This is a genomic window from Burkholderia sp. BCC1985 (assembly GCF_905339915.1).
GTDB lineage: Bacteria > Pseudomonadota > Gammaproteobacteria > Burkholderiales > Burkholderiaceae > Burkholderia.
On sequence record NZ_CAJPGY010000025.1, the window covers coordinates 23,747 to 45,944 of the forward strand.

The window sequence follows — 22,198 nt, forward strand, 5'->3', positions numbered from 1 at the left end:
TGAATATCCGACTGGCAACGACGCGATCGCTCAATCGAGCGAATGCATCGAAACATCGTAGTCCACGTGCACAACGCCCCACAAATCCCGCTTCACCATTTCGTCGGGGAATCGCACTGCGAACCGCGCGCCGCCTACGCAGTAATCAATCACGGTCGTGACGAGACTCTGCCCTCGATTTTCGGGATGCTCCGTGGTCACACCAACCCCCGCGATCAATCCATACTCGCCGGGACACAACGGGTTCGCGAAGGTGAATTCCATCATATGCTGGATATGCGGTGTCGCCTCCGACGGGAACACGTCCTGTACTGCGGAACTGAAATGCAGGATTTGTCGCCCCGATGAATCGGTGATGCCAAGCGCGAGGGAACTGCGCTCGGGAGGCGGCGATACCACGTGAAAGAAAACGCGAACGCGCATCTTCTTCTCGATGTCGATGGTGTCGCACTCATTGCCCTCCGGATCGATGACGCTGATATCGTCAATCCGGATCTCGCCGGTGCCGGTACGCAACGGCTCGACACGCGATGAAAATGCGCGCGTCCGGGCCTTGTCGGGGCGCACATGCGTACGCGTCGTCACCGGTTCGCCGGCCGTGGCTTGCGTATCCGCCGAGACGTCGTCATCATCGACTTCGGTGACGTCGATACCAGCTCGTACCATCCGGCTGAACACTTCACTCTGGTATGCGGCGCCGACCTGCTTCGAACTGCCGAGCAGTCGAACGCGCCCTTTCTCGAGCCAGAGGCCTCGATTGCAAAGTGCACGCACCGAATCCGCAGCGTGCGTCACGTAGATGAACGTCGTCCCTTCATCAAGCATCGTGCGGATCTTGTGCAGGCACTTGTTCTGAAAGTATGCATCGCCGACGCTCAGCGCCTCGTCAACGATCAGAATGTCGGGTTGCACGTAGACTGCGCATGCAAACCCGAGCCGCACTGCCATCCCGCTGCTGTATGTCTTGACGGGATGATCGACTGCATCGCCCAGTTCACTGAACCTGATGATTTCCGGCTGAGCGGCAATGGCCTGCTCTTGCAGCATGCCATGCAGCATGCAGAACTGGACGATGTTTTCGCGTCCAGACAGTTCCGGATTAAACCCTGCGCCCAGTTCGAGAAGCGCCGATACGCGCCCGGAGACATTGACCAAACCGGTACTCGGATTGAGTACGCCGGCAAGGACCTTCAGGAGCGTACTCTTGCCGCTGCCGTTTTCCCCTACTACACCGAATCGGTCGCCTTTCTCAAGCGAGAATGAAACGTCGTCCAGCGCACGAGTTTCGCGAAAATATTGCCTCTTGCCCGCCGACATCAACTCGAGCAAGCGATGTCGCGGCGAAGAATACGAACGGTAGATCTTGCTGATATTGCTCAGCTCGATAACCTTGGAGCGATCTTGTGTCGACATGAACTAACTCTTGACCTTTAAAGGACGTCTGCGAAGCCAGGCTTCAGCTTGCGAAAAATATATGCACCGATCGCAACGGCACCCACCGCTACAACGATCAGAATTCCGACATATTCCCAATTGAACGGAATCCCGGGAAACACGGCTTGCCGAGATGTCTCCACCATGTAGTAGAACGGATTGAGCGTCATGACGATGTTGCGCATCCAGATCATGCGCGATGCCTCCACCATCGTCGCCGGATACAGGATCGGCGTGAGCCAAAAGATGATGTTCGTGCAAAGCGGAACGATCGGCACCATGTCCGGGACATAGACCGAAATGGCCGAGATGCCATAGGCAAAGCCGATCGAAATCGCAAGCGAGAGAGCCCAGATAATGGGAAACATCCAGATCATGGCTCCCGGCACGACACCCTTAATGATCAACAGGCCGATTACGAAAACAAAAATGATGCCCTGACTGATCAGCGCCGACGTGAGTGGAATCAGCGGCAAGACCCAGACCGGAAACGCGATCTTGCTGATGAGATAGCTGTATTCCCGCAGGATGCCGGTGCTGCGCCCCGTCACTTCGGTGAATACTGTCCACAGCGAGAATGGCACGAAATAGAAAAGGGCAAACGGAATGTCACCGTATTGGGCCCCCATTCGTCCCCGCATCAGGATCGAGAACACGACCACGTTGATGAGGGAGTAAAGCAGCGGTACGCCGACGTTCCATGCCGTACCCGCGTACGAGCTGGCGTAGCGATTCTTCAGATCTCGCTTCGCAAGCATCCACGCCAACCTCAGTGAACTCCCGACGGAGTGATGTGCTTTGTCCTGCATCGGTTTTCGATACCCAATTAATTAGAGTCCCTTCGAAGGCGAACTCGAATGACACGCGCCTCGCGAACGTGTTGCGCGACGAACTCAGGCGCCTTTTAGCCCTTTTGCACGGGGCCGACGGAGATGGCGATCAACAGCGGTGACACGCGTCCCTTGCCCGGCTCCCGCTTGGCAAACTCATCATTTTATCAGCCACCTCGGCTGACAGACGACCGCTCGGCGACGAGCCCGCGGACAATCCCGCCGAGCCGCGCCGACATCTCGTCCCACGACCGGGCTTGGATCCACGCCGCCTGAGCACCGGCCTTGCTTCGCAGCAGCGAGGAATCGCCGAGCAGCGTAGCCAGATCAGCGGAAATCGCGCGCGCATCGGTGCCCGAGAACCGATGTACGAGGTCGCCGAGATCGTCAAAGATCGGTATCGGTGTGCAGGCCACCGGCCGATTGGCAGCCAGTCCGTACCGCACGGCACCGCTCGCCGATTCGGCCGTATCCTGATATGCAAACACGACGAGGTCGGCCGCATCCAGATACGCAAAGCTCTCGCGATCGGGCAGGAAGTCGGTAATCATCTGCACACGGCCTTCGAGATTGAGCGTCTTGATCAGATTGCTGCATCGTTCCGCCGTCAACTCCGAATCGCGAACCGGATACAGCGCGTTGACCATTAACAGACGCGCCTGCGGCAGCTCTTTTGACATCATCGAGAACGCTTCGATGATCTCCTCCAGGCCTTTGTGCGGAAGCAGGAATCCATACGTTGCAATTACCGGAGCATCGGCGGGAATGTTCAGCGCCGTCCGGCACGCAAGCCGGTCGGACGACTCGCGTGCATGCACGCCATGCGGAAACAGCGTCGCGTTATCAACGAGGCCCAACATCCGCAGCCGATTCAGGTCGTCGATACTATGCACGAGCAAGCGGTCGGCACCACGCAGCGCGCCAGCGATTTCCGACAGCGATGCCTGATAGTCCGGCGTATCGACATCCTTCGTCGAGTGAAAGGTAATCACGATCGGAATGTCGTGTGCGTTCGCATACTCGACGATTCGAGACGTCGAAGGCATGCTGAAGAAGCCGAAGTTGTGCTGCAACATGATCGCGTCCGGCCGGCATCGATCGAGTTCTGCCAGCAAGTCGTCGATGCGGCCACGCTGATCCGTCCAGCAGCGCGTCACTCCCGGACCGTCCTCGATGACGACGGCGGGATCGCGCGAGGCGAGAATCCTGACATCGAACCATGCCGGATCGAGACCACCGACCAGGAATGATGAATAGGTCGCGATTCCGCATTTCGTGTTCCACGACGAAATCCATGCGAGCCGCATTCGCCGAGCGGACCCAGGCTCCAGACGCCGGACCGACGCTTCCAGCGCCATCAGTCGCTCGGCACAACGGTCCCACGTGAAACGCGACTCGAGCAATGCACGACCGCGCTCCGCCTTTTCGGCACGTGTTTCAGCCGTCGCTTCACGCACCGCTTTCAGTTGAGCGACAAGACTGTCGACGTTGGGTTCCGCCCAGACGGAGTCGAACAACCCAAGGTGCGTCTTGGCGCGCTCGAACGTAAAGTCGACAAGCCACGCGGTCTCGGCCGTACAGAAGTCGGCCTGGCCACCAAACGCCGTGGTGATAACGGGTAGACCGAACCACATCGCCTCGCCCATGGGCAACCCAAAACCCTCCCCGCGAGACGGCGCCACGAATGCATGGCACCGTTGGTAAAGGTCCACGATCTCGCCAGCGTTCAGGTCTTCCTCGACGAGGACAATCTCCGGACAGTCGGGGTAGCGCCGGCGCAAAGCCTGGATCTGGGCAGAAACCTTATTGTGAGGATTGGGAAACGTCTTGATAGTCAGCGATACATCGTCGCGCGTGGTGAAGGCCTTCGCGAACGCGTCGAGCAACACGTCGACACTCTTGCGCGGAAAGCAGGATGATATGTGCAGAAAACGAAAGCCCTTTCCGAGCGGGCCGCGATATTCGAGCCGCTCGGCTCGGGCGACATGATCGACGCCATTGCCGACAGAAGCAATCAGCCCTGCATAGCCATTGTCTCGCATGACCTTTGCGACGAACGTCGATATCGCGGCCACTCCATCGAGATGCTCGTTGAATGCACCGACCCAGGCAGCAGGCAGTTCCGACTCTTCCCATGCGAAATGCAGGAAATTGTACAGTCCGTCCATGTCGTGAACGCGCGGCGGATAGAGGTCGCGGACCACAACGTCCGCACCACTGCGCTTGCTGCCACGCGCCGCGAGCTCGGGAAGCCCGCGGATCGCGCTGATTTTTCGAACGTCTGGCGCATAGTCGCCCGGCCCCTCAGTCGCAAACAAGCCGACTTCACCCGGATTTGCACGGTCCAGCGCGAAAGCCAGTTCTCGATTGGTCAGTGCGAGACTGTATGACGTCTCGAACGGCCCCTCGACTTGATAGCGTGGTGGACGCTCCCCATCGGTACGAGGGTACGTGTCGATCGGCTGCGGAATCTCGATACCGTGCTGGCGCAGGAACTGCTGCAACTGCTCCAGCAGCGCGGGACGCTCAAATTGTCGAACCCGCTTGCGCTGCTCGACAACTATCGCGCGACGCAGCGCGCGGTCTTCGGATACGGCGCGCAAAAGCGCGGCGACGGCTTGCGGGTGCTTGTCGTGAATGAGCAGCCCGGCGCCGCCAAGCGTCGACTCGATATTGCTACTCGCATACGCGATCACCGGTACGTCGAAAGTCATCGCCTCGATTAGCGGAACACCAAACCCCTCATGATCGCTGAGACACAGAAACGCACTTGCCGCCCGGTACCAGCCATAAAGATCCGCATCAGGAACCTTCCCCGCAAACCGAACGATCTCGCCCAATTCGAGCTCGTCGATCAGTTGCCGCAGTTCGAGATAGTAAGGCTCCTCTTCTCCGTACCCCCCGACAAACACGAACTGGAACGGCCGGGGCATCATTGCCCGCAGTTGGGCCGCTGCTTCGACGAGATCCCGATGCGCCTTGTTCGGCGAGATGCGGCCGACGAACAAGACCGTCATCACCTGTGACTGCTCCTGAACGAGCACATCGTTCCATTCTGCCGAGCGAATCTTTGCCGCATCGATCAGGAGCGGAATCGTCGTAACCTTTTCGTAGCCGCGTTCGGTCAGCTCTCGCGCATTGAGATCGGACACCGCGATTGCTGCCGCGAAGTGCTCACGAAACGCATCGAGTTGGGCACGGCCCTTGGCCGAATAATGTCTGAAAGGGGAACGCTCGTCGAAAAACGATTCGGGCGTAATGTTGTGATAGATCAGAATCGTCGTGCACGACAGATTCATGACCCACTCGTCCTGATCATGTCCCATCGAATGATGCAACAACATTACGTCTTCTTTGGACTCGGCGTACTCCCTGAAATAGCGGATACTGCCCGTCAGTTCCGGCGCGACGTGTTCGGCAAAGATATCGGATTCGAAACCCAGCTCGCGCAGCAGCGCCTGGATCATGAACATACTATTGGTCACGGCATCCGCAACGGCACTTCCGGAATGAAACTGATGGATGGCGCCCGTTCGCCGTGACTGCGCAGGGAATGACTTACCCTCGATGTCGGCCATGATTCCCGATACGGTGTTTGATGAACCCACTGCGCGTGTTACTCCGTTGTGCATGATGTAAGAGCTGCTACCTGATTTCGTCGCAGTCAAGGCGCAGCCGTTCCGCTATCGCGGCCCGGCATGGTAGCGGCACAGATTTCGGCAAGGCGTCCGGCAAGCTTTCGGGAGTCGACGCCTCTCATGCTTGCGTCGAGAAAACCATCGATGGTGGCTCGATCACATTGCGGCGCCCGTGCGGCAACCAGTTCAGCGTAGTTCCGGCGAGACACGCTCCCTTCCTTCCAGCGTGTAACCGAGATGGACTGCGCCCCGGCAAAGCGAGGAGCCGCCAGCGGCGCAAGTCGCGCCCAAAGTCGCGGATGGCGATCGCGCACCCAAAACACCACCGCCCGCGCCAATGCGCTCCGGCGCGCTGCTTCGCGAAGCAGCGAGATGCTGCGCCGCTTCAATACCGACCACGATGGATCACGCGCGAACCGGATTGCAGATTTCGCGACATGCGCCACAACGCGAACCGGAGCGGTGATGCGCCAGGACGAACTGGACAGAACCGAACTCAGTTGGCGCTCTGCCGCATCTGCATGCGCCTGCGCTGCGGATGCCTGATAACTGTTCCGCCGCGCACGCATCGTTGCCTCACGAGCCAGCGCCCGCGCCTGGACAAGCTCGGCCTCGAGCTCCTCTATGCGAGTCTGCAGCACCGCGAGAGCATCGGCCGACTGAGCAGGCTCGCCGGAAGCAAAATTTTGTGACGTTGAGTCCATCGCTACAGCACCATTCATTGAATCGATTCGCCGGGCATTGTCTCCCATCGACAATGCCGACGCATCCGACCTCGAGACATCCGCACGCAATTGCGGCGCACTCGCCGGCGGACCGACAGGGCAACGCACACGGAGCCGATTAGTTTATCGCAACGGTCGCTTTGCCCAACCGCAACCAGATCGCCATCCATTCAGGAATCCAGACATAGTCGGAGCGCCTCATTCCATGCCGGCATCCGTATGCCGAACGTACCGGCCAGTTTCGCCCCGGACATGCGCGAGTTTGCGGGGCGCCGCGCCGGCGTCGGGTATTCGCTCGCGGCGATCGGCAACACTCGCGGCGCCTTGTCGCCCAGCGCCAGTCGGAAAATTTCCTGCGCAAAGCCATGCCATGATGTCTCCCCGCCGGCAGCAAGATGATAGACACCCGATTGTGGCGCCCGAACGTTACCGGCATTCGGTGCCAGGCACTGCGCCAGAATATGTGCGGTTGCAGCGGCAATCGAATTCGACCAGGTCGGCGCCCCGAGTTGATCGACCACAACCCGCAGCTCGGATCGCTCGGCAGCAAGCTTGAGCATCGTGAGCAGGAAGTTCTTGCCTCGACGCCCGTAGACCCAACTCGTACGCAATATCAAGTGATCGCAACCCGTCGCTGCAATGGCCCGCTCGCCGTCAAGCTTGGTCAGGCCGTACACATTCTGCGGATTGGTCTCGTCCGTTTCGACATAGACCCCTTCCTTCGTGCCGTCGAACACATAGTCGGTCGAGTAATGAACGAGCAACGCGTTGAGCCGCAACGCTTCCTGCGCAAGCACGCGCGGCACATCGGTATTCAGGCGCCGTGCGGCATCGATGGCCGTTTCGGCCTGGTCCACGGCGGTATAAGCCGCAGGATTCACGATGACCGCCGGCTTCAGGTCACGCACCACGGCCCGCACCTGATCCAGATCCGACAAATCGAGCATCGTCCGGTCGCACGCCACCACATGGCCGAGCCCCTGCAGCGTACGCAATAGTTCGAATCCCACTTGCCCGTTGACACCCGTCACGAGAATCGTCGGGGCAGGACGCATGTGGCCCTCACGCATAGACTTCGGCCTCGCTCAGACATTTGCCCGCCGCATCTTTCGCTGCCAGTAGCGGCTCGCCATCGATGGGCCACTCGATGCCGATCTCCGCATCGTTCCATACAATGCAGCGCTCGTGCTCGGCGAACCAGTAATCGGTCGTCTTATAAAGGAACTGCGCTGCCGCCGATAGCACAACGAAGCCGTGCGCGAAGCCGGGCGGCACCCAAAGCTGGCGATGGTTGTCCGCCGACAGCATCACGCCAACCCACTTGCCGAAGTTCGACGAACTGCGCCGGATATCGACCGCGACATCGAATACCTTACCTTCCACCACACGCACAAGCTTCCCTTGCGCGTGCTCGATCTGATAGTGGAGCCCGCGCAACACGCCCTTCGTCGAACGCGAATGATTGTCTTGAACGAATTCGATGCGTGGCCCGATCTGCTCCGCGAATTCGCGCTCGTTGAAGCTCTCGTAGAAATACCCTCGCGCGTCGCCGAACACCTTCGGTTCGATGATCTTGACTTCGGGCAGCGCCGTTGCCGTTACCTGGATAGCCATGCGACCTGATTCGTGAGAAGGTTCCTGAGGTACTGCCCGTAAGCGTTCTTCGACAGCGGTTGCGCCAGCTTCAGCACCTGCTCCGCGTCGATCCAGTGCCTGCGGTACGCAATCTCTTCAGGGCATGCAACGACCAGTCCCTGCCGCTTCTGCAATGTCGCGATGAAGCTTGCCGCTTCGATCAGCGAATCGTGGGTACCCGTGTCGAGCCATGCGTAACCGCGCCCCATGATTTCGACGTTCAGCGCATCATCCGCGAGATATCGCGAGTTGATGTCGGTAATTTCCAGCTCGCCGCGCGCCGACGGCTTGATGTCGGCGGCGATGTCGCACACGCGGTTGTCGTAGAAATACAGCCCCGTGACCGCGTAGTTCGAACGCGGTTTCGCGGGCTTCTCCTCGATCGACAATGCACGGAACGACGCATCGAATTCGACGACGCCATAACGCTCGGGATCGTGCACGTGGTAGGCAAACACCGTAGCCCCGGCCTCGGCCGCATATGCGCGCTCGAGTTGCTTCGCGAGATCGTGCCCGTAAAAGATGTTGTCGCCGAGGATGAGCGCCGAAGGATCGTTACCGACGAAATCCCGGCCGATGATGAAAGCCTGCGCAAGGCCGTCCGGTGACGGCTGCACCGCATACTGGATGTTCATCCCCCACTGGCTGCCGTCGCCGAGCATGGCTTCGAAGCGCGGCGTATCCTGCGGGGTCGAGATGATCAGCACATCGCGGATGCCCGCGACCATCAGTGTCGAAAGCGGGTAGTAAATCATCGGCTTGTCGTACACCGGCAGGAGCTGCTTCGATACGACGTGCGTGACCGGATACAGTCGCGTGCCGGAACCGCCGGCGAGAATGATGCCCTTGCGCGCCATGTCCGTTCCCCTTACGCGCGTTCCGCGTAGTTGGTTTCAACCCACTTGAGGTATTCGCCCGAGGCCACCTCGTCGACCCATACCTGGTTGTCGAGATACCAGCGCACCGTCTTCGCGAGACCGGTCTCGAACGTCTCGGCGGGCTTCCAGCCGAGTTCGCGCTCGAGCTTGCGCGCATCGATCGCATAACGACGATCATGGCCGGGACGGTCCGTCACGTAGGTGATCTGATCACGGTACGAACCGGTTGCCTTCGGACGCGCCTGATCGAGCAAATCGCACAGCGTATGCACGACCTCGAGGTTCTTCTTCTCGTTCCAGCCGCCGACGTTGTACGTCTCGCCGGGCTCGCCGCGCGCGAGCACTTCACGAATCGCGCTGCAGTGGTCGCCGACATACAGCCAGTCGCGCACGTTCTGCCCGTCGCCGTAGACGGGCAGCGGCTTGTCGGCGAGCGCATTGGCAATCATCAGCGGAATGAGTTTCTCGGGGAACTGGTACGGGCCGTAATTGTTCGAGCAGTTCGTGGTGAGCGTGGGCAGGCCGTACGTATGATGATAGGCGCGCACGAGATGATCGGAGCCGGCCTTGGTCGCCGAATAAGGACTGTTCGGCGCATACGGCGTGGTTTCCGAGAACTGCGGATCAGTCGCCGACAACGAGCCGAACACTTCATCCGTCGATACGTGCAGAAAACGAAAGGCCAATTTGTCCGCTTCGCCGAGGCCGTTCCAGTATGTCCGTGCGGCTTCGAGCAGCGTGAACGTGCCCACCACATTGGTCTGAACAAAATCCGCCGGCCCGTGAATCGAGCGATCGACGTGGCTTTCCGCAGCGAAATGCAGGACTGCGCGAGGCTTGTGGTGCGCGAACAGCGCATCGAGTGCTGCCCGGTCGCAAATATCGGCCCGTACGAACACGTGTTCCGGGTTCCCGTCCAGCGACTGCAGCGTGCGACGATTGCCGGCGTAGGTCAACTTGTCGACATTGAGCACGGCCTCGTCGGATTGACGCAGCCAGTCGAGTACAAAATTGGCGCCGATAAAACCCGCGCCCCCCGTCACCAGGATCATGAGGCTCCCTCTAGTCATACACGGCAGGCCTCAAGTACGAGCCGCCATCATTTCGAACAGCGACGGCATCGATGTACGCGTCGCTCAAGGCGGGAATTCTAACTTCTCACCGTGACCGTCAAAGTCATGAAATGCTAATTCTGTCGAGGAAGCCGCAATTATAGGAAGCAAGCCTCCGCAAAAGCCACGCTGCTAACAACTTGAAACAGTGGTCCGCATCGGCAGAACGCATGAAATTATGTTTTAAATCAATACGTTAAACTGGCACAATATTGTGCATGGGCGCGCTTCCGCAGTGCGCCTTTTCCCATCCAGTGTCAAGACCTGTAACAACTGCCTCTCATGCCGCCCACCCCCATCGCCATCGGCGACATCCAAGGCTGTCATTCAGCTTTCCAGTCGCTGTCCGAAAAGCTTTCAGCCCCTGCCGACACCCCGCTATGGATCGCCGGCGACATCGTCAACCGCGGCCCCGACTCCCTCGCCGCGCTGCGCGCGCTGGTCGACCTCGGCCCGCGCGCGACCGTCGTGCTCGGCAACCACGACCTCCATCTGCTGGCGGTGTCAGCCGGCATCCGCACCGAACGCCCGGGCGACACGATCAGCGAAATCCTCGACGCACCCGACGCCGACGCGCTGCTGGACTGGGTCCGCCACCGCCCGTTCGCGCACTTCGAAAACGACATGCTGCTCGTGCACGCGGGCGTACTGCCGCAATGGGACACATCGCTCGCGCTCGAACTCGCTGACGAACTCCAGCGCGCACTGCGCGCCCCCGACTGGCGCGACACGCTTCAAGGCCTGTACGGCAACGAACCGAATCAATGGAGTCCGAACCTGAAAAAACGCGACCGCATGCGTGTCGCGTTCAACGCGTTCACGCGCTTGCGGTTCTGCACGCCCGATGGCGCGATGGAGTTCAAGGCGAACGGCGGCCCCGACAGCGCGCCACCGGGCTACCTGCCGTGGTTCGACGTACCGGCGCGCCGCACCGAAAACGTAACGGTCGTGTTCGGACACTGGGCCGCGCTCGGCCTGATGCTGCGCGACAACGTCGTCGCGCTCGATTCGGGGTGCGTATGGGGAAATCAGCTGTCGGCCGTGCGACTGACGGCCGACCCGGCACAGCGTACGGTCACGCAGGTGCAGTGCGACGCGTGCCGCACGCCGGGCGGCGAATGACCCGCACGCGCGGCGTGCGGGCGGAATGAAGCATCACCCCTCCCGCCCCGGCACCGGCTCCTCGGCCGCCGCCTCACCCGCCGCACCGCCACCGAGCTCGGTCGCCGGATATGCATGCTTCTGCAGCTCCGCGAGCGACTCGGCCGACGGCTTGCCGACCTTCTCCTGCAACGTCGCCAGCGCGGCGGCGATCGCATCGCGGGCCGCCGCCGACGTCGTGCGCCGATCACCGCCCGGCGCGATCGGCTCGCACACGTAGAGATGCGCGACGAGCGGGCCGCCGCGCAACACCATGTCGAGCGACGTCCCGAGCGACAGTTCGCCCGTATAGGCCGGCGCGACCGACTGCCGCCGCTGCGCGTCCTCGTACATCAGGCAGACCGGCTGCACCGCGCAGCCGGCCGACACAGCGGCCTGGAACAGGTTCGCATGGAACGGCAGCAGCCCCTGCCCGTCCGACGTGGTGCCTTCCGGAAACACGCACATCAGCCCGCCGCCGCGCAGGCGCTCGGCCATCTCGTGCATGATCCGCATCGCCTCGGTACGCTTCTCGCGCTGCAGGAACACGGTATCGAGCTTCTCGGCGAGCCAGCCGACGACCGGCCACTGCCGCACCTCGGCCTTCGACACGAACGGCGTCGGCCGCCATGCGTTGATCGCGTAGATGTCGAGCCACGACACGTGATTGCCGACCACGAGCGCGCTCGCGTCGAGCCGCGCGCCGTCGTTGTGGACGACGAGGCGCATCCCGCAGAACCGCAGCATCTTGAGCGACCAGCGGCGCGTCATTTCGGCGCGGCGCGCGGGCGTGACATGCGAAAAGCGCAGCGCGACGATCGCCATGCCGCGCAGCAGGTGAAAGACGAGACGCAGCTTGCGAAGAGCGGTCATGGCGAAGATCCGGCTGGGTTCAGTGACGCTCGAACGCGACCTGCCCCGCCACGAGCGTCGCACGCACGCAGGCCGGCAGTTCGTAGCCGAGGAACGGCGAGTTGTGGCCCTGGCTCTTCAGCACGCGCGGCTCGACGCGCCAGTGCGCGCGCGGGTCGAACACGCACAGGTCGGCCGCGCCGCCTTCGGCCAGGCGGCCCGCCGGCAACTGCAGCACGTCGGCCGGCGCGGCCGTGATGCGGCGCAGCGCCTGCGCGAGCGGCGTGCCGGTTTCATCGGCCCACTTCACCGTGAGCGACAACAACAGTTCGAGCCCCGTCGCTCCGGGTGTCGCCTCGGCGAACGGCAGCAACTTCTCGTCGTCGTCGACCGGCGTGTGATCGGAGCAGATCGCATCGATCGTGCCGTCGGCGAGCGCCGCGCGGATCGCTTCGCGATCGCGCTCGCCGCGCAGTGGCGGGTCCAGCCGGAACTGCGAATCGAAGTAGCCGATGTCGACGTCGATCAGGTGCAGGTGGTTCACGCCGACGTCGCACGTCACGGGCAGCCCCTCGGCCTTCGCTTCACGCACGAGCGCAAGGCCGGCCGCCGACGACAGGCGCGCAAGGTGCACGCGCGCGCCCGTCACGCGCATCAGTTCGAAGATCGTGTGCAGCGCGATCGTCTCGGCCGCGACCGGCACGCCGGACAGCCCGAGCCGCGACGCGAGCGCGCCGCTCGCGGCGACGCCGCCGCGGCCGATGAAAGCATCGAGCGGACGCAGCCACGTCGTGTAGCCGTAGGTGCTCGCGTATTGCAGCGCGCGCAGCAGCACCTGCGTGTCGCGCACCGGCACGTTCGCATGCGTGAAGCCGACGCAGCCCGATTCGGTCAGCGCGACCATCTCGGTGATCACTTCGCCCTTGAGGCCGACGGTGAGCGCGCCGAGCGGATGGACGTTCGCCTGGTGCAGGTTGCGGGCACGGAACTTGAGCATCTCGACGAGGCCCGGCTCGTCGAGCACGGGGTCGGTGTCCGGCGGGCACACGAGGGTCGTCACGCCGCCCGCGACGGCCGCGGCCATCTCGGACGCGAGCGTCGCCTTGTGCTCGTAGCCGGGCTCGCGCAGCCGCGCGCACAGGTCGACGAGACCGGGCGCGACGATCAGGCCCGACGCGTCGATCGTCTTGTCCGCGTCGAAACCGGCCGGCGCCGCACCTGCTGCCGCGAGCGCGGCGATCTTGCCGTCCGCGACGAATACGTCGGCCTGCCGCTCGGTGCCGGCGACCGGGTCGATCAGCGTGCCGCCTTTGATATGAATCTTCATGCGCTGTCTGTAAATGCGTTGATTGCGTGAATAAGGATGCGCGAAAGCGGGCTCAGTCGCTGTTGCCGGCGACGATGCCCATCACCGCCATCCGCACGGCGATGCCGAACGTGACCTGGTTGAGGATCACCGACTGCGGGCCGTCGGCGACCTGCGAGTCGATCTCGACGCCGCGGTTCATCGGGCCCGGGTGCATCACGATCGCGTCGGGCGCGGCGAGCGCGAGGCGCTCGGGCGTCAGGCCCCAGGTCTTGAAATATTCCTGCGCGGACGGCAGCAGCGCGCCGCTCATCCGCTCGTTCTGCAGGCGCAGCATGATGATCACGTCGACGCCCTTCAGCCCTTCGTCGAGGTTGTGGAACACCTTCACGCCCATCTGCTCGAGGCCGCCCGGCAGCAGCGTGCGCGGGCCGATCGCGCGCACTTCCGGCACGCCGAGCGTGGTGAGCGCGTGGATGTCCGAGCGCGCGACGCGCGAATGCAGGATGTCGCCGACGATCGCCACGCGCAGCTTCGTGAAGTCGCGCTTGTAGTGACGGATCGTGTACATGTCGAGCAGGCCCTGCGTCGGGTGCGCGTGCCGGCCGTCGCCCGCGTTGATCACGTGCACGTGCGGCGCGCAGTGCTCGGCGATCAGGTACGGCGCGCCGCTCGACGCATGGCGCACGACGAACAGGTCGGCATGCATCGCCGACAGGTTGTTGATCGTGTCGAGCAGCGACTCGCCCTTGCTCGTCGACGACGCGTTGATGTTCAGGTTCAGCACGTCGGCCGACAGGCGCGTCGCGGCGATCTCGAAGGTCGTGCGCGTGCGCGTCGAGTTCTCGAAGAACAGGTTGAACACCGACTTGCCGCGCAGGAGCGGCACCTTCTTCACCTCGCGGTCCGTCACGCTGACGAACTGCTCGGCCGTGTCGAGGATGTGGTTGACGATCGAGCGCGGCAGGCCCTCGATCGACAGCAGGTGTTTCAACTCGCCGTTTTTCGTGAGCTGCGGGTTGCCCTTCAGGAAACCGTAGCGGAACCGCTCGGGGCTCGCGGCCGCGGCGGGATTGCCGGTGCGGCCAGTGGTGTCGGTGGTCATGGTGTGCGTGATTCCAACTATGCAAACGGGCCGCGGTACGAACCGGCGGCCCGGGATACGGTTGCGCGGTTCGCTCAGGCGCCGTGCGCCTCGATGCGCAGCGTGAGCTGCGCGGCTTCGTCGCGCGCGAGCACGAGCGTCGCATCGGTCGGCACGTCGAGGGTGCCGCCCGCGAAACGCGCGGCGACCGGCAGTTCGCGGCCGCCGCGATCGGCGAGCACCGCAAGCTCGACCGCGGCCGGACGGCCGTAGTCGAACAGTTCGTTGAGCGCGGCGCGCACGGTGCGGCCGGTGTACAGCACGTCGTCGACGAGCACGATGCGCGCGCCGTCGACCTCGAACGGCAGCGACGTGGGGCTCGCCTGGCTGTGCAGCCCCTTCTTCGCGTAGTCGTCGCGATGCAGCGCGACGTTCACGACGCCGAATCCCGGCGCGCCGAGATCGCGCGCGAGGCGCTCGGCGAGCCAGGCGCCGCCGCTGTGAATGCCGGCGAGCCGCGGGCCGCCCGGCTCGGCGAAGGCCGTGCCGTATGCGTCGCGGATCTGGTCGAGCAGGATGCGGTAGAGCGCGTCGGCATCAATGGTGCTCATGGTCGGACAATTGATCGAGATACTGTTGAAGGATCACGCGCGCGGCCTCGGCATCGAGCATCTCGGCGCGTGCGCGGCCGCGCACGTTGCGCTCGCGCAGCCCGGCCTCGGCCTCGACCGACGAATAGCGTTCGTCGACCCACGTGACGGGCAGCCCGAAGCGGCCGTTCAGCTGATTGCCGAAACGCTTCGCCTGCTGCGTCATGTCGTGTGGCGTGCCGTCCGGATGCATCGGCAGGCCGACGACGAGCGCGTCCGGCCGCCATTCGGCCAGCAGTTCGCCGACCGCCTTGAAGCGGTGCTCGCGGTTCAGGTTGGGAATCACGACGAGGGCGCGGGCCGAGCGCGTCAGCGCATTGCCGATCGCGACGCCGATCCGCTTCTCGCCGTAATCGAACGCCAGGAGCGTCGCATCGCGCGCGCTCGCGCCACTCATGCGTGCCCTGCTTCGCCGGACAGCATCGACGAGCTGACGCCGAGCAGGCCAAGTGCGGCTTCGAAACGCTCCTCGGCCGGCGTGTCGAACACGATGCGCGGATCGGCGGCGACCGTCAGCCAGCCGTTGCGGGAAATTTCTTCCTCGAGCTGCCCTGCGCCCCAGCCGGCGTGGCCGAGCGTCAGCAGGAAGCGCTTCGGGCCGGTGCCCGTCGCGACCGCCTCGAGCACGTCCTTCGACGTCGTCATCTCGAGCCCGCCCTCGACCGACATGGACGAGTTGTAGTTCGCGCCCTCGACCGGCTCGTGCAGCACGAAGCCGCGCTCGGTCTGGACCGGGCCGCCAAAGTACACGGGAATGTGCAGCAGCGGCTCGATGTCGAGCTTCAGGTCGATGCGGCTGAACAGCGATTCGAGGTCGATGTCGGTGGGACGATTGATGACGAGGCCGAGCGCACCTCGCTCGCTGTGATCGCAAAGATAGACCACCGTTCCTGAAAACGTCGGATCCGCCATGTTCGGCATGGCGATCAGGAACTGGTTGGTGAGATTGATGCGATCGGAAGGCTTTGACATGGTTTGAATTTTAGCAAAGACGCCGCGGCCTGACCGGGCCGCGATCAACAAGCAACGCCGCACGACGCTGGCAACGACGCGCGCGGATCACATGGCACTCTAACACGCGCGCGGGTGCTGTCGGCAGCGTGTTGCCGGCCCGCGCGGCAAGGGCTGCCGCCGCGGTCGCGCCCCGTTGCGCATCAGGTCCGGGCGAGCGCCGCGCCGAGCGCCTCGGACGCCGCGGTCAGGTCCGGCGGCGCCACCCCCGCGGCGATCTTGAGCAGTGCGCCGCGCAGCAGGTCGGATGCCCGGCCGTGCGCGTCGAGCCCGCCGTCGGCGAGCGGCAGGCCGTGTGCGGCACGGCGCCACGCGAGCCCGAGCGTGTCGGCCAGCAGCGCCGCGTGACCGAGCCCGAGCGCGCATGCGGCCGTACCGACCCGGTAGGCGGCCGCGGATGCGCGCCATGCGGCCCCCGCATCGGCCGCACCCGCATCGACGGCCAGATCGGCCATCGACGCGTCGGCCGTCTGCAGGAAATCCTCATACGCATGCGCGTTGACGGTCACGACGCCGAGCATGCGGGTGGGTGCCGCCGCGACCGCCTCATGCTCGGCCTGCGCCGCGCCGGCTTCCCACAGCGCCTCGGACGCGGGCGTGCCGGCGACGTGCCAGTCCACGGTCAGCCCATAGTCGTGCAGCACGTCGACGAGCGCGACGTCTTCCGCGGCCGCGCCGAACAGCGCGAAATCGCGCCACAGCAACGCAACCGTCTCGCGCACGAGCGCCGGCGGCGCGCTGCGCCTGCCCTGCGCGTGCTCGCCGAGCAGCAGGTTGGTCCGTGCGAGGAAACGCTTCAGTTCGGGCGCGGCGCACGCGCGCAGCGCGCGCAGGCACGCGGCGGCAAGCCGCCAGAAGTCGTACGGCGCGTCGTCGGCCAGCGCGGTCAGGGTCGTGTCGAGCTCGTCGAGCGCCGCGTCCGGCGTGCCGTGCGGCGCGCGCAGCACGCCGAGCAGCGCCTGCTCGTAACGGGCCCGCGCGCGGCTCGCGAATGCGTCGGGCAACGCGCGCAGCGTCGCCGGCGGCGTCGCGCGCCCGACGAGTGCCAGCGCGTCGAGCGGCACGCTCGCGTGCAGGTCGGCCGAGCTTTGCGCACGCAGCGCACGGAAATGGTCGAACAGGATGGGCGAGCAGGCCAGCTCGCGAAGATTGTGGCGCCCGACCGCCGCGCTGAAATCGCGCAACGCGAGGCGCCAGGCGGCGCAAGCCGGTTCGGCGGCGACGAGCGGCGCCGCGGCGGCGAGTTGCCCCGCGAATCGGGCGGCCGGCAGCCAGCCGGCCTCCGCCAGCACGGCGGCAGCGGCCGACAGCGGCGCGGCCGCGTCGTCGCGACGCTCGAATGCGTCGGCGGCCGCCGCGAGCCACGCGTCGGCCGCGCGCACGGCCCCGCCGCGCGGGTTGGGTAATGCGTCAGGGTGGGGAACGTTCGCCGGATCGGCCGTCATGGACACGCGCGCCTGTCATCGTCAAGTCGCTCGCGCCGGCCTCGGTGCGCAAGCACCGGGCAACCGCGAGGCCGCAGCCGGGTGTCCGTTGGCCAAGGGTCCGGTCAGATCTGGACCATCTCGAAGTCTTCCTTGCGAGCGCCGCATTCGGGGCACGTCCAGTTGATCGGGACGTCTTCCCAGCGCGTGCCCGGGGCGATGCCCTCTTCGGGCAGCCCGGCTTCTTCGTCATAAATCCAGCCACAAATCAGGCACATCCAGCTCTTGTATTCCATCTTAAGCCGCGTCGGGAAAAGTCGGTAAATTCGGGAGCCATGATGGTACCGTGTCGGGGCCGGACTGCCTAGCAATCGCGCTGGAGTACGGCGACTACGTTGCGCTGCGCTAAAAAATCCGTCGTGCGGGCCGGATTCCGCCGCATAATGGCTGGAAAGTGCGGCCTGCCGGGCAACACAGGGCCCAAACGCCCACTTCGCCTCGCCGTCCGCAGTTCCGTCGCTTCCCCGTTTTTTTCTTGCCCCATTTTTACATGTCCAGCAACGCCCCTCCGATCGTCCTCACCTTCGGCCTGTCCGATCCCACCGGCGGCTCCGGCCTCCAAGCCGATCTGATGACACTGGCGAGCATGGGCTGCCACGGCGTGTCCGTCCTGACGGGCTATACCGTGCGCGACTCGGCCGCCTGCGACGAAGTGACCGGTCTCGATCCCGATGTCGTCGCCGCCCAGGCGCGCATGCTGCTCGAGGACATGCCGGTCGCCGCGTTCAAGATCGGCGCGGCGACGCGCGCGGAAGTCGTGAGCGCGATCGCCGAAGTGGTCGCCGACTACGACGGCGTGCCGCTCGTGCTCGCGCCGGACTTCACGCTCGACGACGAGCACGTGCTCGCCGCCGACGACCTGCGCGAATCGATCGCCGACCTGCTCGCGCCGCAGACGACGCTGCTGGTCGCCGACCACGCGACGCTGATCGCGCTCGCGCAGCCGGACGGCGATGCCGAGGCGCCGAATCTCGACGCGGCCGTGTCGCACCTGCTGTCGCAGGGCTGCGAGTACATCCTGTCGTCGGAGACGGGCTCGCACCGGCTCGTCAACACGCTGTACGGCGAGGAAGGCCAGCTTCGCGAAGACATGTGGGATCGTTCGCCGCACCGGTTGATGGGCATCACCGATACGCTCGGCGCGGCGATCGCGGCCCTGCTCGCGAATGGCCAGGAGCCGCCCGAGGCGGTGCGCGAGGCGCAGGAATACCTGTACCAGGCCGTGCGCGACGCGTTCCGGCCCGGCATGGGCGCGTACCTGCCCGACCGGTTCTTCTGGGCCCGCAGCAACGATGAGGAAGGCGGGCGCCCGGTGACGGAAAGCAGCAAAACCTCCCCGCGGATCGCCCGGCATTGAACCCGCACGGCGGCCCCGCGCCGCCGTTGCACGCGGCTCACCCTCGCGCGGGGGCGGCAGGTCCGCCCCCGAATGTCCGCCTCTTTTTGCGCGCACATAAAAAAAGACCCGCATCGCTGCGGGTCTTTTTCTTTGGCTGGAACGCGCATCGCTGCGCGCCCCGGACACCATCGACCGAAGTCGATTACATGTCCATGCCCATGCCGCCCATGCCGCCCGGCATGCCGCCCGGCATCGGTGCATCTTCCTTCGGCAGTTCTGCGACAGCTGCGTCCGTCGTCAGCAGCAGGCCTGCAACCGAAGCTGCGTTCTGCAGCGCGGTGCGCGTGACCTTGGTCGGGTCGACGACGCCGGCTTCAACCATGTCGACGTACTCGCCCGTTGCTGCGTTGTAGCCGTAGTTGCCCGTGCCTGCAGCCACTGCCGCCACCACGACGCTCGCTTCTTCGCCGCCGTTCGTGACGATCTGGCGCAGCGGCTCTTCCATTGCGCGCAGCACGATCTTGATGCCGGCGTTCTGGTCGGCGTTCGCGCCGGTCAGGCCTGCGATCGCGGTGCGAGCGCGGATCAGCGCAACGCCGCCGCCTGCCACGATGCCTTCTTCCACAGCTGCGCGCGTTGCGTGCAGTGCGTCTTCGACACGCGCCTTCTTTTCCTTCATTTCGACTTCGGTCGCAGCACCGACCTTGATCACTGCCACGCCGCCGGCCAGCTTGGCCACGCGCTCTTGCAGCTTTTCACGGTCGTAGTCCGACGTCGCTTCTTCGATTTGCGTGCGAACTTGCTTGACGCGCGCTTCGATGTTCACGGCTTCGCCTGCGCCGTCGATGATCGTCGTGTTTTCCTTGCCCACTTCGATGCGCTTCGCCTGGCCCAGTTCTGCCAGCGTTGCCTTCTCGAGCGTCAGGCCGGTTTCTTCCGCGACGACTTGACCGCCGGTCAGGATCGCGATGTCTTCCAGCATCGCCTTGCGACGATCGCCGAAGCCCGGCGCCTTGACCGCAACGGTCTTCAGGATGCCGCGGATGTTGTTGACGACCAGCGTTGCGAGCGCTTCGCCTTCGACGTCTTCTGCGATGATCAGCAGCGGACGGCCAGCCTTCGCGACTTGCTCGAGCACCGGCAGCAGATCACGGATGTTCGACACCTTCTTGTCGTGCAGCAGCACGAACGGGTTGTCGAGGACGGCAACTTGCTTGTCCGGGTTGTTGATGAAGTACGGCGACAGGTAGCCGCGGTCGAACTGCATGCCTTCGACGACGTCGAGTTCGTCAGCCAGCGACTTGCCGTCTTCGACGGTGATCACGCCTTCCTTGCCGACCTTGTCCATCGCTTCAGCGATGCGATCGCCGATCGACGTGTCGCTGTTCGCCGAGATCGAGCCGACCTGTGCGATTTCCTTGTTCGTCGTGCACGGCTTGCTGATCTTCTTCAGCTCTTCGACAGCCGCTGCGACTGCCTTGTCGATGCCGCGCTTCAGGTCCATCGGGTTCATGCCCGATGCGACGTACTTCATGCCTTCGCGAACGATCGATTGCGCGAGGACGGTTGCCGTCGTCGTGCCGTCGCCCGCGTTGTCGCTGGTCTTGGAAGCGACTTCCTTGACCATTTGCGCGCCCATGTTCTGGAGCTTGTCCTTCAGCTCGATTTCCTTCGCGACCGACACACCGTCCTTGGTGACCGTCGGGCCGCCGAAGCTGCGCTCGAGCACGACGTTGCGGCCCTTCGGACCCAGCGTGACCTTGACTGCGTTGGCGAGAATGTTCACGCCTTCGACCATCTTCGAACGGGCGGAATCGCCGAATACGACGTCTTTAGCTGCCATCTTCTAACTCCTTGAATTCTTGGGAATATGTACCGTCGGTGGACGCTTACTGCGCGTTGACCACGGCCATGATGTCTTCTTCACGCATGACCAGCAGTTCCTGGCCGTCGACCTTGACGGTCTGACCAGCGTACTTGCCGAACAGCACGCGATCGCCGACCTTCACGTCGAGCGCGATCGCCGCGCCCTTGTCGTCGCGCTTGCCCGGGCCGACCGCGAGGATCTCGCCTTGATCCGGCTTCTCAGCAGCAGCTTCGGGGATCACGATGCCCGAGGCGGTCTTGGTTTCCTGATCCAGGCGCTTGACGATCACGCGATCGTGCAAAGGACGAAGGTTCATATTCACTCCTCTCTTGACTGAGATTGAAGAACGCTTAGGGAATCTGCCCGGCGGGTCGCCCGGCAGAGAATTGTTAGCACTCTCGTGCAGCGAGTGCTAATTATATGGACGGGTTTTGACAAATTCAAGAAGGGGAGCCGGAGGTTTTTTCGTGCGGGGCGGAACGGCGGAAAAACGGGGATAAATCAAAAAAGATCATTCAAAACAATCACATACACATCAACCCCGCACACCGGGAGCGGACGGGGATACGGGATATCCCGACCATCGCCCCAATTTGACACGGGGCAGGCACCGAGTTCCCGCGGTCGTCCGGTATCGCATGAAAAGAGCCGCTCGGACGCCAACGAGGCCGGGACAGACCGCGAGATCGTCACATGTCCGGACAGCCGGCGACCGGCTGGAACGTCCGGCCGTCGGTCTCGACCGTCGCGCCCAGCCGGCGCGCGAGTCCTTTCGCGCCTTCGCGCATCACGACGTCGTGATTCCAGGCGAACAGCGGGCGCGCGACCGGCTCCAGCCAGTTCATCCAGCGCTCGCGCGTGCGGATGTGCCAGTCGTAGCGCACGACGGTGCGCGTGCCGTCGCCGGCGAACGACCAGCAGCCGTCGCCTTCGATCGCGCCGCTCGCGCGGCCTTCGAGCGCATGCAGCCGCTCGACGCGCAGCACGCGCATGTCGAAGGTCAGCCGGTACGGCAACGCGCCTTTCCACGTGTAGCGCTGCAGCGCGCCGACGCCGCGGGCATCGCCGGGTTCGATCTCGACGGTCCGCACGGCGCTCTTCCACCAGTCGGGCCAGCGATCGACCTGGTAGATCGCGTCCCAGACCGCCGCGAGCGGCGCGTCCACGCGCCACGTCGTCGAAAACCGGTATTCCGCCATGCTGCCTCCGGCAT

21 protein-coding genes are annotated in these 22,198 nt (G+C 64.0%); 2 read left to right on the forward strand and 19 right to left on the reverse strand.

Annotation, left to right across the window (positions count from 1 at the left end; translation table 11 throughout):
• Positions 1-30: 30 nt before the first annotated feature.
• The 8 genes from U4Z31_RS24025 to rfbB form a co-directional block, all read right to left on the reverse strand.
• Positions 31-1,413 carry an ABC transporter ATP-binding protein gene (locus U4Z31_RS24025; RefSeq protein WP_124529025.1) on the reverse strand — a complete coding sequence of 461 codons (1,383 nt, stop codon included), beginning with the start codon at positions 1,411-1,413 and terminating at the stop codon, positions 31-33.
• A gap of 17 nt (positions 1,414-1,430) precedes the next feature.
• Positions 1,431-2,243, reverse strand: a complete 813-nt coding sequence (locus tag U4Z31_RS24030) for an ABC transporter permease (protein ID WP_124529023.1) — start codon at positions 2,241-2,243, stop codon at positions 1,431-1,433.
• A gap of 188 nt (positions 2,244-2,431) precedes the next feature.
• Positions 2,432-5,842, reverse strand: coding sequence for a glycosyltransferase (locus U4Z31_RS24035; RefSeq protein ID WP_321811547.1), 3,411 nt, complete (start codon positions 5,840-5,842; stop codon positions 2,432-2,434).
• 86 nt (positions 5,843-5,928) lie between these two features.
• Positions 5,929-6,606 carry a hypothetical protein gene (locus U4Z31_RS24040; protein ID WP_124529019.1) on the reverse strand — a complete coding sequence of 226 codons (678 nt, stop codon included), beginning with the start codon at positions 6,604-6,606 and terminating at the stop codon, positions 5,929-5,931.
• A gap of 191 nt (positions 6,607-6,797) precedes the next feature.
• Positions 6,798-7,697, reverse strand: a complete 900-nt coding sequence (gene rfbD, locus U4Z31_RS24045) for a dTDP-4-dehydrorhamnose reductase (protein ID WP_124529017.1) — start codon at positions 7,695-7,697, stop codon at positions 6,798-6,800.
• Positions 7,690-8,241 carry a dTDP-4-dehydrorhamnose 3,5-epimerase gene (gene rfbC, locus U4Z31_RS24050; RefSeq protein ID WP_124529015.1) on the reverse strand — a complete coding sequence of 184 codons (552 nt, stop codon included), beginning with the start codon at positions 8,239-8,241 and terminating at the stop codon, positions 7,690-7,692. Before rfbC ends, rfbD begins: the two co-directional genes overlap by 8 nt.
• Positions 8,226-9,119, reverse strand: a complete 894-nt coding sequence (gene rfbA / locus U4Z31_RS24055) for a glucose-1-phosphate thymidylyltransferase RfbA (protein WP_321811548.1) — start codon at positions 9,117-9,119, stop codon at positions 8,226-8,228. Before rfbA ends, rfbC begins: the two co-directional genes overlap by 16 nt.
• Positions 9,120-9,130: 11 nt before the next feature.
• Positions 9,131-10,192, reverse strand: coding sequence for a dTDP-glucose 4,6-dehydratase (gene rfbB, locus U4Z31_RS24060; RefSeq protein ID WP_321811549.1), 1,062 nt, complete (start codon positions 10,190-10,192; stop codon positions 9,131-9,133).
• Between the two features lie 342 nt (positions 10,193-10,534).
• Between rfbB and U4Z31_RS24065 the strand changes: the two genes are divergently transcribed.
• Complete coding sequence (locus tag U4Z31_RS24065; RefSeq protein WP_321811550.1) at positions 10,535-11,374, forward strand: symmetrical bis(5'-nucleosyl)-tetraphosphatase; 840 nt, start codon at positions 10,535-10,537, stop codon at positions 11,372-11,374.
• 33 nt (positions 11,375-11,407) lie between these two features.
• On the opposite strand, the gene U4Z31_RS24070 is transcribed toward U4Z31_RS24065, so the two are convergent.
• The 8 genes from U4Z31_RS24070 to U4Z31_RS24105 all read right to left on the reverse strand — a co-directional run bounded on the left by U4Z31_RS24070 (position 11,408) and on the right by U4Z31_RS24105 (position 18,015).
• A complete protein-coding gene (locus tag U4Z31_RS24070) occupies positions 11,408-12,265 on the reverse strand; it encodes a lysophospholipid acyltransferase family protein (protein ID WP_321811551.1) in 858 nt (285 codons plus the stop codon).
• Positions 12,266-12,284: 19 nt separating this feature from the next.
• Positions 12,285-13,571 (reverse strand): dihydroorotase, encoded by a 1,287-nt coding sequence (locus U4Z31_RS24075; RefSeq protein WP_321811552.1) that lies wholly within the window; start codon positions 13,569-13,571, stop codon positions 12,285-12,287.
• Between the two features lie 52 nt (positions 13,572-13,623).
• Positions 13,624-14,655, reverse strand: a complete 1,032-nt coding sequence (locus U4Z31_RS24080; protein WP_044846292.1) for an aspartate carbamoyltransferase catalytic subunit — start codon at positions 14,653-14,655, stop codon at positions 13,624-13,626.
• A 74-nt stretch (positions 14,656-14,729) separates the two neighbouring features.
• Positions 14,730-15,245, reverse strand: coding sequence for a bifunctional pyr operon transcriptional regulator/uracil phosphoribosyltransferase PyrR (gene pyrR, locus U4Z31_RS24085; protein ID WP_321811553.1), 516 nt, complete (start codon positions 15,243-15,245; stop codon positions 14,730-14,732).
• Entirely contained in the window at positions 15,232-15,681 is a 450-nt protein-coding gene (gene ruvX / locus U4Z31_RS24090; RefSeq protein WP_059820149.1) for a Holliday junction resolvase RuvX, read from the reverse strand. The genes pyrR and ruvX overlap by 14 nt, the downstream gene beginning before the upstream one ends.
• Positions 15,678-16,256: a YqgE/AlgH family protein gene (locus tag U4Z31_RS24095; protein WP_044846295.1), complete on the reverse strand. Its 579-nt coding sequence runs from the start codon at positions 16,254-16,256 to the stop codon at positions 15,678-15,680. Before U4Z31_RS24095 ends, ruvX begins: the two co-directional genes overlap by 4 nt.
• Before the next feature lie 182 nt (positions 16,257-16,438).
• Entirely contained in the window at positions 16,439-17,740 is a 1,302-nt protein-coding gene (locus U4Z31_RS24100) for a hypothetical protein (protein ID WP_321811554.1), read from the reverse strand.
• A gap of 104 nt (positions 17,741-17,844) precedes the next feature.
• Positions 17,845-18,015 (reverse strand): rubredoxin, encoded by a 171-nt coding sequence (locus U4Z31_RS24105; RefSeq protein WP_004186709.1) that lies wholly within the window; start codon positions 18,013-18,015, stop codon positions 17,845-17,847.
• A gap of 254 nt (positions 18,016-18,269) precedes the next feature.
• On the opposite strand from U4Z31_RS24105, the gene U4Z31_RS24110 reads away from it, so the two are divergent.
• The gene (locus U4Z31_RS24110) at positions 18,270-19,136 is read left to right on the forward strand and encodes a hydroxymethylpyrimidine/phosphomethylpyrimidine kinase (protein ID WP_044846297.1); all 867 of its coding nucleotides are present in this window, start codon (positions 18,270-18,272) and stop codon (positions 19,134-19,136) included.
• Positions 19,137-19,320: 184 nt separating this feature from the next.
• Here U4Z31_RS24110 and groL read toward each other — a convergent pair whose 3' ends face one another.
• The 3 genes from groL to U4Z31_RS24125 form a co-directional block, all read right to left on the reverse strand.
• Entirely contained in the window at positions 19,321-20,961 is a 1,641-nt protein-coding gene (gene groL / locus U4Z31_RS24115) for a chaperonin GroEL (RefSeq protein WP_044846298.1), read from the reverse strand.
• 46 nt (positions 20,962-21,007) lie between these two features.
• Positions 21,008-21,301 (reverse strand): co-chaperone GroES, encoded by a 294-nt coding sequence (gene groES / locus U4Z31_RS24120; protein ID WP_014897904.1) that lies wholly within the window; start codon positions 21,299-21,301, stop codon positions 21,008-21,010.
• Positions 21,302-21,674: 373 nt separating this feature from the next.
• Positions 21,675-22,184, reverse strand: coding sequence for an SRPBCC family protein (locus tag U4Z31_RS24125; protein ID WP_124488740.1), 510 nt, complete (start codon positions 22,182-22,184; stop codon positions 21,675-21,677).
• Between the last annotated feature and the right edge of the window lie 14 nt (positions 22,185-22,198).